Source organism: Planctomycetota bacterium, assembly GCA_026387035.1.
Classification (GTDB): domain Bacteria; phylum Planctomycetota; class Phycisphaerae; order FEN-1346; family FEN-1346; genus JAPLMM01.
This window is the reverse complement of the sequence record JAPLMM010000271.1, coordinates 1-16,464: the sequence shown is the minus strand read 5'-3', so window position 1 is coordinate 16,464 and position 16,464 is coordinate 1. Positions and strand designations below refer to the sequence as shown.

The following is a 16,464-nucleotide window of genomic DNA, read 5'->3' as shown; positions in this document are numbered from 1 at the left end:
GGACCGAGCCGAACAGGGAGAATTCCGTAACCTTCCACCGGCGGCAGAAATCCCTCACCTTGTCCATGGGGATGTCAATCTGGACGGGCATTCCTCATCCTGCCTCTCATGCCTGGCCCGGCGCGCGTGCCGCGCCATCTTCCTGCGCTTACTTCATAAATTGGCAATCGCCCATCATACGTTTTTGTTCGGCCGTTTCAAGCCCATGGAGGGCCTTGGGCTTGCGGTTCCCCGCCTCACGTCCGGGCGCACACCTCGCCGCGGTTGCAGGCGCCGGGGGCGGATTCGACCTCGCGGCCGGGCTCCAGCGACCTCACGAGCACCTGCTTGGAGCGGCTGCGGTCGCGGAACACCGTGATGCCCTTGCAGCCGGTCTCGTAGGCCATCTGGAAGATCTCCGAGACGTCCGCCACCGTGGCCTCGAACGGCAGGTTGACGGTCTTTGAGACCGCGTTGTCCACGTGTTTCTGGAAGGCCGCCTGGACCTGGACGTGCCACTTCGGCTCGATGTGCAGCGCGGTGACGAACAGCCGCGCGAGGTCCTCGGGGATGCCCTTGACCTGGGCCAGCGTGGGGCTGGCGGCGAGACGATCCAGCAGGCGGGGGCTCCAGAAGCCGCGCTGCCGCGCGGTTTCCTCGAACAGCGGGTTCACCTCGAACAGCCGCGCGCCGTCCAGCACGTGCCGCTCCATGGCCAGGGCGAAGATCGGCTCGATGCCCGAGGAGCACCCCGCCAGGATTGAGAGCGTGCCGGTGGGGGCGACGGTCGTGCGGCAGGCGTTGCGGTACGCGGGCGATTCCGGCCGGTCGTAGATGCTCCCCGGAAGGTTCGGGAACGGGCCGCGCTCGGTCGCCAGGTCGGCGCTGGCGCGGTCGGCCTCGGCCCGGATGAATCGCATGACCTCCTCCGCCACCGCCAGGGCCTTCGGCGAGTCGTAGCGCACGCCCATCCGGACCAGGAGGTCCGCGAAGCCCATGATCCCGAGGCCGATCTTGCGGTTGCCGTGGACGACGTCGGTGATCTGAGGCAGGGGGTACAGGCTCTGCTGGATGCAGTCATCCAGGAACCGCACGGCCAGGCGGACGATGGCCTGGAGGTAATCCCAGTCGATGCCGCCCGCGCGGACGACCTTGTTGAGGTTGACGGAGCCCAGGTTGCAGGCCTCGTAGGGCAGGAGGGGCTGCTCGCCGCACGGGTTGGTGCACTCGATGGGCCCGAGGCGGGGGGTGGGGTTGTCGGCGTTGATGCGGTCGAGGAAGATGGCCCCAGGGTCGCCGGTGGCGTGGGCCTGGCGGGTCATGGTTTCCCAGATTTGGCGGGCCGGCACGCGCAGCATGGCGCGGCCGCCGTGGGGATTGAGGAGGTCGAACAGGGCGCCCGTGCGGACGGCCTCCATGAAGGCGCGGGTGCAGGCGATGGAGATGTTGAAGTTTTCGAGTTCGCCCTCCTCGGTCTTGGCGCGGGAGAACCGCTCGACGTCCGGGTGGTCGCACCGCAGGACACCCATGTTGGCGCCGCGGCGAAACCCGCCCTGGCTGATCGCTCCGGTCGCATAGTTGAAGACCTTCATGAAACTGATGGGGCCGGAGGCCTTGCCGCTGGAGGATTCCACGAGGTCGCCGGCGGGTCGGATGCGGCTGAACGAGAAGCCGGTCCCGCCGCCCGACTTGTGGATGATGGCGGCGTACTTGATGGCGTCGAAGATCTTGGCGATGTCGTCCTCCACCGGCAGCACGAAGCAGGCGGCCAGTTGCTGGAGGCGGCGCCCGGCGTTCATCAGCGTGGGCGAATTCGGCAGGAATTCCAGCCGCGCCATCACCCCGTAGAACTGTTCTTCGGCCACGTGCACGTCGTGGGCGGTGCCCCAGTTGATTTCGGCCTGGGCGATGTTGGAGGCGACGCGGCGGAACATGTCTTCGGCCGACTCGGTCGGCTCACCGCGATCATCCTTTTTCAGGTACCGCCGCTGGAGCACGAGGCGCGCGTTGTCCGAGAGGTCGATCCGCTCGGGGGTTGCGGCAGGGAGGATTGGAATTTTCATGGTTCACCCGCCATCGATTGCCCATCCCTCACGAATCATGCGATCGGCTGCACGGCGCCGCCGTCCGCCGCCGGGGGCGCTATCCCGGGGGATTGCCTTGGCCGGCCTCGGGCGGTGGGGGTTTGTTGTCGGCGGGTGCATCGGCGGCGAGTCCGTCATCGTCGGCCGGGGGCGCCGGCTGGGTTCGCCCGGTCGAATCTTCGACCTGGTCGATTCCGCCCTGGCCGGTCTCGCTTGACGGGGCATCGCCCGCCGGGCCGCCGCCCAGTACGGGCGGGCGTACTGGCCCGCAAGGCGCCGCATCGCCCTCGCCGGGGACCTGCGGAGCGTCCTTGGCCGCATCGGGTTCCTTGCGGCCCATGAGTTCGTCCTCGGAATAGAGGGGGCGGAAGGTCTCGATCTCGGGCACGTGGATGGACTCGAGGATCTGGTCGAACTCGGTCTTTTCGAGTTCCACATCGTCCATCAGGTCGCGGAGGTTCTCGACCTGGCGGGCCGAGGGCCGCCGCGGCCCCTTGCGTTCGAGGGCCTCCCTGGACTTCGCGGCGCCGCGCGGCGTCCGGGGCGCCGCCGGCTCGGCCGCCGGGTCGCGCAGGAACAGGCGGACGTCCTTGAAATCGACCTCCTGCTCGGCGCCGATCCGCCGCTGGCGCACGAGTTCCAGGACCGCCAGGAACATCGTCACGAGGTAGATGCGGCTGTGGCCGCCCGTGAACAGTTGCGAGAAGAGGAGGGACCGCTCGGCCTCGATGCGGGCGAGGAGTTGCCGGGCGGCCTCCTCCACGGGCGTGTCGTCGTAGACGACCTCCCGCGGCTGGGAGTAGCCGAGCGTCCAAATCACCTGGTCGAAGGCGCTGATGAGGTCCCAGATTTCGACGCCCTTGAGGAGTTCGGCCGGGGCCTACATGTCGGACTCTTCCGCCAGGTCCGCCAGCAGCCGGTCGTCGAACTGCCTGGGAAACCGGCGGGCCATGTCGCGGCCGCGGTCGTCGAGCAGGGCCGCGGCCTCCTTGAAGCGGCGGTATTCCAGGAGTTGGCGGATGAGGGTCTCGCGGGGGTCCTCCTCCAGTTCCGCCTCCTGGCCTTCCTCGGGCGCGGGCGGGCGGGGCAGCACGGCCGCGCTCTTCAGTTCCAGCAGCGTCGCCGCCAGGACGATGAAGTCGCCGGCCAGTTCGATGTCCAGCGACTTCAGCACGTCCAGGTAGGCGATGTACTGGTCGGCGATCCGCGCGATGGGGATGTCGCGGATGTCGACCTCCTCGCGGCGGATGAGGTAGAGAAGGAGGTCCATCGGACCATTGTAAATGTCGAGGTCAACTTTGTACGCCATGCGAATCCTGCCTTCCCCCCCGGCGTAAGAGTTCCAAGTTTCAAGTTCCAAGTTCCAAGTGAACGGCCCGTTTACGTCGCCGTTTTCAACTTGGAACTTGGAACCTGGAACTTGGAACTGCCGTCGGCGCCGTTTGATTGGTCATTGGTGCTTGGTCATTGGTCATTCGGCGCTACAATTTTCCGAGCCCCGTCAGTTCCTTGATCTCATCGAGCGTTTCGCGTGCCGCGGCCTGCGCCTTGGCGGCCCCTTGTTCCAGGATGGCGTGCAGCGTCTCCGGGTGGGCCTCGAGGTCCGCGCGCTTGGCCCGCGGCTCGGCCAGGAACGCGGTCAGGACTTCGGCCAGGTGCTTCTTACAGTCGGTGCAGCCCCACTTGGAGTTGCGGCACTGGTCGGCCACGCCGTCGTAGGCCGCCGGGTCGAACACCTTGTAGTACTCGCAGACGTTGCAGGACTCGGGGTGGCCGGGGTCGGCGAGGCGGATCCGCAGCGGGTCGGTGATCATCGACATGACCTTCTTGCGGATCGCCTCCGGCGGGTCGGCCACGTCGATCTGGTTGCCGTAACTCTTGGACATCTTGCGGCGGTCGAGGCCCAGCAGGCGCGGGCTGGCGGTGAGTTTGGCCTGGGGCTCCACGAGGACGTCGCGCCCGACGAGGTTGTTAAACCGCCGGACGACCTCGCGGGCCAGTTCCAGGTGGGGCAACTGGTCCTCGCCCACCGGCACGAGGTTGGCCTTGTAGAGGGCGATGTCCGCCGTCTGGAGCACTGGGTAGCCCAGGAAGGCGTAGTTGTGGATGTCCCTGGACACCAGTTGCTGCATCTGTTCCTTGTAGGTCGGGTTGCGTTCGAGCCAGGAGATGGGCGTGTAGGCCGAGAGGATGAGGTGCAGTTCGGCGTGCTCCGGCACGTCGCTCTGGCGGAAGATGACGCTGCGCTGGGGGTCCAGGCCGCAGGAGATGAAGTCGATGAGCACCTCGCGGGTGTTGGCGGCGATGGGCCCGGGCGCCTCGTACTCGCTCATCAGCGCGTGGTAGTCGGCGATCATGAAGAAGCAGTCGTAGTCGTCCTGGAGCATCCGCCAGTTCCAGAGGGCCCCGACGAGGTTCCCCAAGTGCAGGCGCCCCGTGGGGCGCATGCCGCTCAGAATGCGTTGACGACGCTGGCGCGTATCAGCCATCGCTATTTCCCTGTGTACAGCCACATGTTTGCAAGAAGATGGCCCGTTCCTGTGTCGCCCGCCAGAAGCACCATGAGGTGCACCGCGGGCGTATACAGAAAGCCTGGAAAAACAAGCCAGTTCAGGAGAAGGAGAATACCGAGGATGATCATGGTTGTGTTTCGGCTTTCTTCGAATCTCGCCGAAGCCGTCGCGGGGAGCAGGTTGCTCAGCACGTGCGATCCGTCCAGAGGATGCAGCGGAAGAAGATTGAACATCGCAAGTCCCAGGTTAAGAAGAATGCCCCACCCCATCATTCCCCAGAGAATCCCTGCCAAGCGGCTTTCCGGGAGCATATTCTGCCAGACAAGAGCACGCACCACCACGGCCAGCAGAATGCCCAACGCCAGATTCATGGCTACGCCGGCACCGCTGACCAGAATGTCGTCGCGCCGCGGCCGGTAGAAGTTATAAGGCTGAACCGGCACGGGCTTGGCCCAACCGATGGGTCCGAAGAACAGCAAGACGGTCCCGATCGGGTCCAAGTGAGCGAGGGGATTCAGAGTTACCCGGCCCTGTCGCAGGGCCGTATCGTCGCCGCATTTCCACGCCGTCCAGGCGTGCATGAACTCATGGATCGTCAGTGAGAAAAAGATGACGGGGGCGCGCAAAAGGATATCGATGATGTTGAAGTCCACGCGCCGTCTCCCGGGGTCCGTGCCCGTGCCGCGATTGCCGGGAACCACTTTAGCGGCCGTTTGCGGACAAGTCAACCTTGCACCGCCTCGCGCGCCACTGCCTCGCGCCTTGCACCGCCTCGCGGCGCCGTGCCATTAGCCCCCGGTGAATACACCGGGGGCGGCATGCCGAGGGCCTGCTGCCGCGCGGCCCCCCGTGTATTCACGGGGGGCTAAATGGTTGCCGTGTATTCACGGGGGGGCTAAATGGTTGCCGTGTATTCTTCGTAGGGGCACGGCATGCCGTGCCCCTACAGTTAGCACGGGTGGCAAAATCCGCGCCGCATGGCGCTCGGGCGCATCGCCCCCGCAAAACACTGGATACCCCGGCCTGCCCGTTTATAATGGCAGTGCCGCCTTCGGGAAGGGGAGTTGTCATGCGTTTCGCCAAGTTGCACGGCGCCGGGAACGACTACATCTACGTCAACGGTTTCGAGGAGCAGGTCCCCGACCCGGCGTCGCTGGCCGCCAGGATGTCGGACCGGCACTTCGGCGTCGGGGCCGACGGCCTCATTCTCGTCCTTCCGCCCCGGAAGGACGGCGACGTCCGCATGCGCATGTTCAACGCCGACGGCTCCGAGGCCGAGATGTGCGGCAACGGCGTCCGATGCCTTGCCAAGTTCGCGGTCGAGCGCGGCTTGGTCAAGGGCGTCAGCCCGTGCGCGCCCGGCAACAGCGCGTGCACCGTGCGGGTCGAGACCGGGGCCGGCCTGCGCGAGGTCGCACTCCATCGCGACGCCGGCGGCCGCATCGCGCGCGGCAGCGTCGGCATGGGACGACCGCACCTGGAGGCCGAACTCATCCCGGTCCTCCTGGACGGCAAGCGGGTCGTCGACGCGCCGCTGACGGTGGGCGGCCAGACGCTCTGGATGACCTGCGTCAACCTGGGTAACCCCCACGCCGTTTTCTACGTGGACAGTGTCGCCGAGTGGCCGCTGGAGCAACTCGGTCCGAAGATCGAGAACCACAAACTGTTCCCCGAGCGGGTCAACGTTCACGTTGTCGAGGTCATCTCGCCGGCGCCCAGTACGGGCGGGCGTACTGGCCCGGAAGTGCGGATGCGGACGTGGGAGCGCGGCAGCGGCCTGACGCTGGCGTGCGGCACGGGGGCGTCGGCCGTCTGTGTCGCGGGGGTCCTCACGGGCCGCTCGGACCGGCACATCCTGGTGCACGTGCCCGGGGGGGACCTGGAGGTGGAGTGGCCCGAGGACTCCGCCCCCGTCACGCTCACGGGGCCGGTCGAGGAAGTGTTCACCGGCGAGTGGCCCGAGGCCTGAGCAGCCGGGGCGCAGGGGGCGATCTGATGACACAGCGGCAAGCGAGGCGATTCGGGCTGTGGCCGGCCGTGGCGCTGGGCGTGCTGGCGGCCATCGGGGCGGGATGCTCCAAGGAGCAGCCCCTCGGCAACGTCCTGCGGGGCAACCTGAACGCCGAGCCGCAAACCCTGAACCCGCTGTGCTCCAAGGACGTCTACGCCACCATCATTCACGACTACATCTTCGAGAGCCTGATCGAGCGCGACCTCGATACGCTCGAGTGGAAAGGCCTTCTGGCCGAGCGATGGGAAGTCTCGCCCGACGGCTTGACGATCACGTTCCATCTCGACCCGAAAGCCAGGTTCTCCGACGGCCAGTCCGTCACGGCCGACGACGTCGTCTTCACCATCCAGACCATCCAGAACCCCGAGATCGATTGCTCGAACCTGCGGTCGTACTATGCTGACTGCGCGCGGTGCGAGAAGGTCGACGACCGGACCGTGCGGTTCGTCTGGAACAAGCCGTACTTCAAGAGCCTGGAGGTGAGCGGGGCGTTCGCGCCCATCCTGCCGAAGCACGTGTACGCCTTCAAGACGCCCCAGGAGTTCAACGACATCGTGGACCGGCTGGCGGGCACCGGCCGATACAGGTTCGTGCGGTGGAAAACGGGGCAGAGCATCGTCCTGGAGCGCAACCCCAACTACTGGGGCGGCCGGCCCGCCATCGAGCGCATCGAGTACCGGTTCATCCTGGAAGACCAGGCGGCCGTCCAGGCGTTCCTGGCGGGGGAACTCGACGATCTGCCCGTCATCCCCGAGTGGTGGGTGAAACTCGGGCAGCGGGCCGACGCCGGCAAGGCCTTTCAGATGCTCCGCTACGCGGTTCCCGCGAACGGATACATGTACATTGCCTGGAACAACGCGCGTCCGCTGTTCGCCGACCCGCGCGTCCGCCGCGCCATGACCTGTCTCATCGACCGGGACGGCATCCTCCAGCACATCTTCTCCGGCATCGGGCGGCCCGTCACGGGGCCGTTCTGGAACCAGGCCCCGCAGTACGACGCCTCCATCCAGCCCTGGCCGTACGACCGGCCGGAGGCCCAGCGTCTCCTCAAGGAGGCCGGATGGGAGGACCGCAACGGCGACGGATGGCTCGAGGACGCCCGGGGCAAGCGCCTCCAGTTCGAACTCGCGACCACGGCCACCAACCCGGTGGCCCGCGACATTGTGCGCCTCCTGGAGCCCGAGTTCCGCAGCGCGGGCATCGAACTGGTGGGCCGGTTCACCGAGTGGTCGGTGTTCGTCACGAAACTCGACAACCGCGACTACGACGCCATCATGCTCGGCTGGACGGGCACCGTCGAGGACGACCCGTACCAGATCTGGCACTCCAGCCAGATCGAAGGGCGGGGCTCCAACCATGTGGGCTTCCGCAACGCCGACGCCGACCGCCTCATCGAGGAGGCCCGGGCCGAACTCGACCCGGCCCGACGCAACGCCCTCTACCACCGCTTCCATCGTATCGTCCACGAGGAGCAGCCGTACACGTTCATGCGGGCCGGCGAGAGCCTGCGCGTCCAGTCGCCGCGCATCCAGGGCGTCCGCATCCACAAACTCGGGCTGGATTACCGTGAATGGTGGATCCAGGGCTTTGAGCCCCCGGGCAAGGAGCGCGCAACGCCGTGAAGGCGTATGTCCTCAAACGGCTGCTGCTGATGATCCCCACCCTGCTGGGGATCACGTTCCTCGCCTACGCCATTGTGCGCCTGGCGCCGGGGGATCCTATTGCCGCCATGATCCGCGCCCAGTCGGGCAACATCGACCCCCGGGTCATGCACGCCGACGCGGAACGCATCCGCGAGCGCCTCGGCCTGAAGGACTACGACTACTTCGGTGATGGGCGCATCGACCGCCTCGACAAGGTCATCGGCGTCTTCCACGGGTACGCCCGCTGGTTCGGCCACCTCGTCACGGGCGACTTCGGCGAGAGCATCAAGTTCCGCACGAGCGGCGGCAGCCGCAACCCCGTGCTCCTGTTTCTCGAGCGCATCCCGATTACGCTCACCCTGAACATCATCGCCGAAATCCTGGTCTTCTTCATCGCCATCCCGGTCGGGCTGGCGTCGGCGCGATACCAGGGGCGGTTCTTCGACCGTTCTTCCGGCGCCCTGTTCCTTGTCCTCTGGAGCGTTCCCGAGGCGCTGGCGGGCACGCTCCTCCTGGGTGTCCTGGCGAGGGGGGGCGTGGGGCTGGGTTGGTTCCCCGTGGCGTGGCTCCATTCGCCCAACGCCGACGAGATGGGCTGGGCCGCGTACATGGTTGACACGCTCTGGCACGCCACGTTGCCCGTGCTGTGCATGGTGTACGGCGGCCTGGCGTATCTGGCGAAACTGGGGCGGGCCAGCCTCCTGGAGAACCTGCGGGCCGACTACGTCCGCACCGCCCGCGCCAAGGGCCTGCCGGAGGAGCGGGTGATCTATCACCACGCCCTGCGTAACAGCCTGCTGCCGATGATCACCGCCCTGGTGCTCTCCATCCCGGGTCTTATCGGAGGCAGCGTCATCGTCGAGTACATCTTCAGCATCCAGGGGACGGGCCTTCTCCTGGTCGATGCGGCCAAGGCGTATGACCTGGCCCTCATCATGGCTGAGACCCTTCTTTACGGCGTGCTGACGCTGGTTTTCCTCCTGGTTGGAGACGTTCTGTACGCCTGGGCCGACCCGCGGGTGCGCTATGAGTAGCCTGTTGCCGACAACCGAAGCCGCCCCCCTGGCGAGGTCCCGCTCGTACGGCGCGATCGTGTGGCGCCAGTTGCGCAAACGCCCCGCCGCGATGGTCAGCCTGGGCGTTATCGTGCTGTTGGCCTTCCTGGCCGTCATCGCCCCGTTCCTGGCGGGGGAAGTGCCCATCCGCTGGGTCGAGAAGGGGCAGGTCTCCTGGCCGATCTTCCGCTACCTCTCGAACGGCGAGTATGCGGCGATGCTCGGTTTCGCCCTCGTGCTCCTCGCGCCGCTCACGGTTCGCCTGCTCCGCCGCGGGGCGCATCGCGCCGGCACAGGCGGCTGGCGGTGGGTCTTCCTCGCCCACCTCGCGATTTGGCTGGCCGTTGCCGTCTCGCTCGTCGCCTGGCGAGAGCCCGAGAGGCGCTACGGTTTCTACCTCGAGCGGGCCGGCGAGGCCGAGTCGGCCTGGTTCCCCCTCATTGCCACCCCGCGCCATCCTGGGTACGAGTCGGTCGCTCACCGCGACGAGGCGCCCTCCTGGCGGCATCCGCTGGGCACGGACCGCCTGGGGCAGGATATCGTCCTGCGAATCCTGTACGGGGCGCGCACGGCCATGACGATCGGCTTCGTGGCCGTGGGCATCGGCGCAAGCATCGGCATTGCGCTGGGTTCCGTCAGCGGATACTTCGGCCGGTGGGTGGACCTGGTGCTGATGCGAGTGGCCGAGGTTTTCATGTTCATTCCGCAGATTGTCCTCATTATCATCATTCTGGCGGTCACGCCCTCGTGGGTCCCGCCGCTGTGGGCCGTGGTCTTTGTCATCGGCGTCACGGGGTGGACGGGGTACTATCGGTACATGCGAGCGGAACTCCTGCGCATCCGCAGCGAGGACTACATCACGGCTGCCCGCGCGCTCGGCATCCCCACGTGGCGGCTCCTCCTCATGCACGCCGTCCCGAACGGCATGGCGCCGATCCTGGTCGGAGCCACCTTCGGCATCGCCGGCGCTGTGTTCCTGGAGGCGTCGTTGGCGTTCCTGGGTCTCGTCCAGACCCCCAGTTGGGGCGAACTCCTGAACGACGGGCGCCAGCACCTCGAATACTGGTGGGGCTGGGCGTCAGCCGGCGGGGCTATTTTCCTCACGGTTTTCGTGTACAATCTCCTGGGCGAGGCCATCCGTGACGCCATCGACCCGCGATTGAAGATTTAGCCGCCCACCTTGGTGGGCGCGCAACGGAGCAGCGCGTGACCGAAGCCGACAACATTCTCCTCCGCGTCTCCGGCCTTACGACGCGATTCTTTACCGACGAAGGCGTCGCCTACGCCGTCGAGGAGGTTTCCTTCGACGTTCCGCGCGGCGGGACGCTCGCGCTCGTCGGCGAGTCCGGTTGCGGAAAGACCGTCACGGCCCTCTCGATCCTGCGCCTCATCCCCGACCCGCCCGGTCGGATCGTGGCCGGCAGCGTCCGCCTCGACTCCAAGGAACTCCTGACGCTTTCCGAGGAGGACATGCGTGCGGTGCGCGGCAACCGCATCGCCATGATCTTCCAGGAACCCATGACCAGCCTCAACCCGGTCTTCACCATCGGCGACCAGATTGCCGAGGCCGTCGTGCTCCACGAAAAGGCCGGCCGTGCCGAGGCCATGCGCAAGGCCGTCGCCATGCTCCGCAAGGTCGGCATCCCGGATCCCGAGCAGCGCGTCTCGGAGTACCCGCACCAGATGTCGGGCGGGATGCGGCAGCGGGTGATGATCGCGATGGCGCTGGTGTGCGGCCCGGAACTCCTCATTGCCGACGAGCCGACCACCGCCCTCGACGTCACCATTCAGGCCCAGATTCTGGACCTCCTCGGCGACCTGCGCGGCGCGAGCGGCATGAGCATGCTTATGATCACGCACGACCTGGGCATCGTCGCCGAGACGGCCGACTCCGTCGCCGTCATGTATGCCGGCCGAATCGTCGAGCAGGCCGACGTGCGGGAACTCTTCGCCGCGCCGCTCCATCCCTACACGGTCGGCCTGTTTCGCAGCCGGCCCAGTCTGGAGATGACCGGCCAGCCGCTCGCCGTCATTCCCGGCACGGTGCCGAGCCCGCTCGCCGTTCCGCCGGGGTGCCCGTTCCACCCGCGGTGCCCGCTCGCCGACGACGCGAGGTGTCCGAACGAGCGCCCGCCGCTCCAGTCCAAGAAGCCGGGCCATCGGACGGCCTGCTGGCACAGCGACCGCCTGGCCGAGATGCGAACCCGAGGGGAGGCGATCTACCGATCATGACGGCCGACGCCAACCGCAAATCGAGCGACCGTCTCCTGGAGGTCCGCGACCTGAAGACGCATTTTCCCGTCCGCCGCGGCCTCTTGCGCCGGACGGTCGGCCACGTCCGCGCCGTGGACGGGGTTTCCTTCGCCATCCGCAGCGCCAGGACGCTCGGCCTCGTGGGCGAATCGGGCTGCGGCAAAACCACCACCGGCCGGACCATCCTCCGCCTGATTCCGGCGACCTCGGGCAGCGTCACCTTCGAGGGCCGCAACGTTTTCGACCTCGCGCCCGAGAAACTCCGCCGACTCCGACGCCACATGCAGATCATCTTCCAGGACCCGTACGGCAGCCTGAACCCGCGGATGACCGTTGGTGCAATCGTCGGCGAATCGCTTACGGTGCACGGGATCGCCCGCGGCCGCGAACGCGACCAGCGCGTCGCCCGCCTCCTGGAGCGCGTCGGTCTGGACCCGGCCTTGGTCAATCGGTACCCGCACGAGTTTTCGGGAGGCCAGCGCCAGCGGATCGGCATCGCGCGGGCCCTCGCGCTCGAGCCCAAGTTCATCGTCTGCGACGAGCCCGTCAGCGCCCTGGACGTCTCGATCCAGGCGCAGATTCTGAACCTTCTCGGTCGGCTTCGGGAGGAACTCGGGCTGGCGTACCTCTTCATCGCCCACGACTTGGCGGTCGTCAGCCACATCTCCGACGACGTGGCCGTCATGTATCTCGGGCGAATCGTCGAGCAGTCGCCCAGCCGGGCCCTCTACAAAAAGCCGCTCCATCCGTACACGAAATGCCTGATGTCGGCGATTCCGAAGGGCCATCCGGACGCGCCGGGCGAACGCATCGTGCCGCGCGGCGAGGTGCCGAGCGCCATGAATCCGCCCACCGGCTGCACGTTCCATCCGCGATGCCCCTCGGCTTTTGACCGGTGTCCGGTCGAGGTCCCCGCGCTGGCTCCCATAGCCGACGACCCGGAGCACCTCGTCAGTTGCCACTTGCATCATTGACCTTGGCCGCGGCGCTTCGTAAACTGGGGTAGTCGGCAGCGCTCCTTTGCCGCCGAAGCGGAACCGCCCCCGGGTGTGGCACGGCCGGTCTTGCCCGGCCGTGCCTCGGCGCACGGCGGGACAAGGCCCGCCGTGCCACACACAGATCGAAAGCAGTAGCGAGCGGAGGAGGCCTCATGAGAATTCGTGTATGGCTGGCCGGACTGGCGTTGCTTGCGGCATGGGCCGCGCTGGGTTTTGCGGCCGATCCGGGGCCTGCGGCCGAGCCCCCGCCCGCGGAAGCGCCTGCCGAGGCGCCCGCAACGGTAGCCGTTGATTCCGAAATCCGAAATCCGAAATCCGAAATCACTTCGCCGGCCCTGGCCCTCGTGCCGAACGGCGCGGTGGCGTTCGTCCACCTGCCTCGCCTGGATGCCCTGGAGAAGGATATCCTGCGGTTCACGGAACGGACGGGTTGGCATATCGGGCATGGCGACCACCCGCTGCTCGACGGCCTCGCCCGCCGCACCGGCATCCGCGAGGGCCTTGACACCCAGGCCCCCGCCGCCGTCGCCTTTCTCGATCCGAAGCGCTATCGGAACCGCTACACGGTGTACATCCTGCCCGTGGCCGATTGGCAGGCCGTTCTCAGCGCCGGCGGGGGCGAGGAAATGGGCGCCGACCTCTATGTCCTGACGGGGGCGGCCGGACCGCGCTTCGTCAAACGCGTCGGCCGATACGCCGTCGTCACCAGTTCCGTCCGTACGATGGACGACATCGCGAAGGGCAATTTCCTCTTGCCGAATCTCCTGCCTGAAACACGCGCGCGGGCGGAGGGGCCCGGGCCCATGCTTTATGTCAACGTGGACCGCCTCAAGCAGATCTACGAGGGTGAGATCGCCTCGTGGTTCCGGGCGGCCAGCGGCCAGATGTACTACACGCCCGAGTCAGTCGCCTATGCCGACATGATGGTGACGTACATGCTTGGCATCGCCGACTTCATCGACCAGATGCTCTCGTTCGAGGTCGCGCTGCGGTTCGGTACGGAGGGCGTGTCCGCCGATCTGGGTGTCCGCTTCGCCGACGGCCGAAACGTGGCCCAATTCCTCTCCCGCCAGACGCCTGGGCCGGCGCGCGTCCCTCCCTGGGGCGATGCGCCTGTGGCCTCGGCATCGACACTCCGCCTCGCCCCGGCGGCGCGCACCGAGTTTTTCCTCAAGGCCACGAAGTTCTTCCTCGAGAAGGCGCCTCGCCCCGAGCCGCTTCCCGAGCCGACCAAAAGGGAAGTCTACGAGGCCATGCAGACGCTCCTGGAATCCCTCGGCGACCGGATCACGTACTTCTCCGCTCCCGCCGCCACGGGCCTCGGCATGGTCAGCCAGACAGGTGTGTACGATCTGAAGGACCCCGAGCAGTTCCGTCGCGGCCTCGCTATGCTGACGAGCGCGTGGGAACGGCTCGCGAGCCAGCTGGACCTTTATCTGAAAATCCGCACCGTCCCCGACTCCGGCGAAATCAACGGGGTTCCCGTCACCCTGTACATCCCGAAGTTTCGGTTCGGCATCCCCGCCCGCCACGCCGAGTTCAGGGAATGGCTGAAGACCATGTACGGGCCGGAGGGCCTCGTGTACCGCGTGGCCATCGTCAAGGACAAAGCCGTCGTCGGCACAGGTGCCGACCTGACGCTTTTCCGCAAGATCGTCGAGCGCGTCCAGGAGGGTGAACCGGGCCAGGTGGCCCCGGCGTTCGCCCGCCTGGAACCGCACATGCCCGAGACGCAGAACCTTCTCATCGCCACCAGTCTGCCGGCCTATCTGAGAGAGGCGCTTCTGCGCGGCGGGACGAACCCGGACCGCGTCGGGACCGTCGACGTCGGCAGCGAGATGGTGGGCCGGAATCGCTCTTTGAGCCGAGCAAGGAAGGACCGCCGGCGGGCAAGGGCGGCGAGGCTCCCGGCCCCAAAGGGGCAGGCGCGCCGGGACCCGAGGCGGCTCCTCCCGCGCCGAAGGGACCCGCGCCGGAGGCTGCCCCTCCTGCGCCGAAGGAACCGGCGCCGGAACCAGCGCCGGCCCCTTAAACGTACAAGGCGATTTCACCGCAGAGAGCGCGGAGAACGCAGAGAACTGCAAAGATAGGGGAACGGCAAACAACATGTTTTGTGAGCCGCTGGCGGAAGTTGCCTTGCCGTTGTTACTCAATACTTTCTCTGCGGTCTCTGCGATCTCTGCGGTGAGATCGCGTTGTAGAATTAAGACGGCCCGCCGAAGAAGGTCCCCAGGACCATCAGGGTGTTGAACGCGCTGTGGGCCGCCACGGCCGCCACCAGGCTCCGCGTCCGGTAGGTGACGTATCCGAGCGCCAGTCCGAGCAAGAAAAGCGCGAGGACGGCCTGCGGCTCGACCATGACGTGCACGAGGGCGAAAACCGCGCTCGAGACGGCAATGGCCCCCGCGCCGCCCAGCGGCCTCAGGAGGCTCATCATCAGCACCCCGCGGTAGGTGAACTCCTCGGCCAGCGGCGCCACCACGGACGCCAGAACGAGCGCCGCCGCCAGCGTCCAGGGCGACGAGGACTCGCCGATGCTCACCAGCACCGGATGCAAGACGGTCGGCAACCCGGCAAGCCAGTGAACCAGCGCGCCGACAAGAATCGCTCCGACGCACAGCGGGACCACCGCCGCCGTCATGCCGAAGCCGTACAGCACGTCGTGCCAGGGTCGCCCCGCGCGCACGCCGATGGTTTCGGCCGCGCCCGGCCCCAGGCGCGTGACGAACCATAGACCCAGCGCCGGCGGGAGGAGTTGCGACAGGAATAGACCGGGATTTATGAGGTCGGTGGTCCCGTAGGACTTCCATGGCACGAAGTCCAGTTCGGCCATCACCGCCCACGCGCTGCTGAGGAGAAACATCAGGCTGAATACTGCGCCGAACAGCAAGAGGCCGAACCACGCCGGCCACGGCACGAGCGGCCAGGCGCCGTCCCGGGGCAGGGGAAACGGCCGGCCCGAGAGCCACCACCGCACGACAAGCCAGACCGCCGCGGCCGTTGCCGGCAAACAGGCGATCACCGTGCCGACAAGCCAGAGCCTCGGCACAAGGTCCGCAAAGGTTGGGGTTTCGGAGGTCGGCATCGTCGCTCGCTTTCGGCGGCTCCTACACGGCCCCTCTCAACAGCGAATATCCAATGTCCAATGCTCAATATCCAATAATCAAGTCACGGCCCATTCGTCGGCCGGGCGTTCTTCTTCTCCGCCGTCCGCGCGCTCGCTGCGAAAATGGCAATCAACTCATCGCACTCCTTCAGGAGGGGGCCAACTTCGCTGCGGGTTTGATCAGAAGCCTTCGCTGAATGAGCCTCAGCCAAATTCGCGTCTCCCGCAACTCCTTCAAAGACAATTTCAACTTATGGATGAAATCGCTCCGCGATTTGGCGCTTTGCGCCTCACCGTAATTCGCCACGGGCGAGGAGCCGCACCGCACCAACGGATTGCCGATGTGATTCCCCGCACGGGTGCGGGGAAGCGCGTCCACGACATTTAGGACGCGGTCCGCGAAGGCCATCAGCCGCTCCTCCAGGTCATACCGGCGGCCGGTCATGTTTTCGTCCTTGGACATTGAATATTGGTCATTGGATATTGGATATTCGTCGTTTACTCCCACTCAATCGTGCTGGGCGGCTTGGAACTCGTGTCATACACGACGCGGTTCACGCCCTTGATTTCGTTGGTGATCCGCGTCGCGATCCGCGCGAGGACCGGGTGCGGCAGCCTGGCCCAGTCGGCGGTCATGCCGTCCCGGCTGGTCACGGCGCGCAGGGCGATGACGTTCGCATAGGTCCGCTCGTCGCCCATGACGCCGACGGCTTTGACGGGCAAGAGCACCGCCAGCGCCTGCCAGATCTTGTGGTATAACCCCGCGCGGTGCAGTTCCTCGAGGAAAATGGCGTCGGCCTCGCGCAGGATCTTGAGCTTCCG

Annotated in this window: 15 protein-coding genes; 7 read left to right on the top strand and 8 right to left on the bottom strand. The window is 66.8% G+C overall.

The window, feature by feature from the left end; translation table 11 throughout:
• Positions 1 to 236 precede the first annotated feature (236 nt).
• The 5 genes from NTX40_10595 to NTX40_10575 all read right to left on the bottom strand — a co-directional run bounded on the left by NTX40_10595 (position 237) and on the right by NTX40_10575 (position 5,229).
• Complete coding sequence (locus tag NTX40_10595; GenBank protein ID MCX5649522.1) at positions 237 to 2,042, bottom strand: adenosylcobalamin-dependent ribonucleoside-diphosphate reductase; 1,806 nt, start codon at positions 2,040 to 2,042, stop codon at positions 237 to 239.
• A 79-nt stretch (positions 2,043 to 2,121) separates the two neighbouring features.
• Positions 2,122 to 2,883, bottom strand: a complete 762-nt coding sequence (locus tag NTX40_10590; protein MCX5649521.1) for a hypothetical protein — start codon at positions 2,881 to 2,883, stop codon at positions 2,122 to 2,124.
• 60 nt (positions 2,884 to 2,943) lie between these two features.
• On the bottom strand, positions 2,944 to 3,372 hold the full coding sequence (locus NTX40_10585) for a segregation/condensation protein A (GenBank protein ID MCX5649520.1): 429 nt from the start codon (positions 3,370 to 3,372) through the stop codon (positions 2,944 to 2,946).
• A gap of 172 nt (positions 3,373 to 3,544) precedes the next feature.
• Positions 3,545 to 4,552, bottom strand: coding sequence for a tryptophan--tRNA ligase (gene trpS, locus NTX40_10580; protein ID MCX5649519.1), 1,008 nt, complete (start codon positions 4,550 to 4,552; stop codon positions 3,545 to 3,547).
• A gap of 2 nt (positions 4,553 to 4,554) precedes the next feature.
• Positions 4,555 to 5,229, bottom strand: a complete 675-nt coding sequence (locus tag NTX40_10575; GenBank protein MCX5649518.1) for a site-2 protease family protein — start codon at positions 5,227 to 5,229, stop codon at positions 4,555 to 4,557.
• Between the two features lie 416 nt (positions 5,230 to 5,645).
• Between NTX40_10575 and dapF the strand changes: the two genes are divergently transcribed.
• The 7 genes from dapF to NTX40_10540 all read left to right on the top strand — a co-directional run bounded on the left by dapF (position 5,646) and on the right by NTX40_10540 (position 14,626).
• Entirely contained in the window at positions 5,646 to 6,545 is a 900-nt protein-coding gene (gene dapF / locus NTX40_10570; protein ID MCX5649517.1) for a diaminopimelate epimerase, read from the top strand.
• Positions 6,546 to 6,571: 26 nt separating this feature from the next.
• The gene (locus NTX40_10565; protein ID MCX5649516.1) at positions 6,572 to 8,209 is read left to right on the top strand and encodes a peptide-binding protein; all 1,638 of its coding nucleotides are present in this window, start codon (positions 6,572 to 6,574) and stop codon (positions 8,207 to 8,209) included.
• A complete protein-coding gene (locus tag NTX40_10560) occupies positions 8,206 to 9,264 on the top strand; it encodes an ABC transporter permease (protein ID MCX5649515.1) in 1,059 nt (352 codons plus the stop codon). Before NTX40_10565 ends, NTX40_10560 begins: the two co-directional genes overlap by 4 nt.
• A 4-nt stretch (positions 9,265 to 9,268) precedes the next feature.
• Entirely contained in the window at positions 9,269 to 10,456 is a 1,188-nt protein-coding gene (locus tag NTX40_10555) for an ABC transporter permease (protein MCX5649514.1), read from the top strand.
• 35 nt (positions 10,457 to 10,491) lie between these two features.
• Positions 10,492 to 11,517 (top strand): ABC transporter ATP-binding protein, encoded by a 1,026-nt coding sequence (locus NTX40_10550; protein ID MCX5649513.1) that lies wholly within the window; start codon positions 10,492 to 10,494, stop codon positions 11,515 to 11,517.
• Positions 11,514 to 12,512, top strand: a complete 999-nt coding sequence (locus NTX40_10545; GenBank protein MCX5649512.1) for an ATP-binding cassette domain-containing protein — start codon at positions 11,514 to 11,516, stop codon at positions 12,510 to 12,512. The genes NTX40_10550 and NTX40_10545 overlap by 4 nt, the downstream gene beginning before the upstream one ends.
• 176 nt (positions 12,513 to 12,688) lie before the next feature.
• Positions 12,689 to 14,626, top strand: coding sequence for a hypothetical protein (locus tag NTX40_10540; GenBank protein MCX5649511.1), 1,938 nt, complete (start codon positions 12,689 to 12,691; stop codon positions 14,624 to 14,626).
• 113 nt (positions 14,627 to 14,739) lie between these two features.
• Here the strand turns inward: NTX40_10540 and NTX40_10535 are convergent, their stop codons facing one another.
• The 3 genes from NTX40_10535 to NTX40_10525 form a co-directional block, all read right to left on the bottom strand.
• Complete coding sequence (locus NTX40_10535) at positions 14,740 to 15,621, bottom strand: type II CAAX endopeptidase family protein (protein MCX5649510.1); 882 nt, start codon at positions 15,619 to 15,621, stop codon at positions 14,740 to 14,742.
• Between the two features lie 169 nt (positions 15,622 to 15,790).
• Positions 15,791 to 16,087 (bottom strand): four helix bundle protein, encoded by a 297-nt coding sequence (locus tag NTX40_10530; protein MCX5649509.1) that lies wholly within the window; start codon positions 16,085 to 16,087, stop codon positions 15,791 to 15,793.
• 53 nt (positions 16,088 to 16,140) lie between these two features.
• Positions 16,141 to 16,464, bottom strand: a 324-nt coding sequence (locus NTX40_10525) for a GMP synthase (glutamine-hydrolyzing) (GenBank protein MCX5649508.1), incomplete at its 5' end; no start/stop codon positions are given.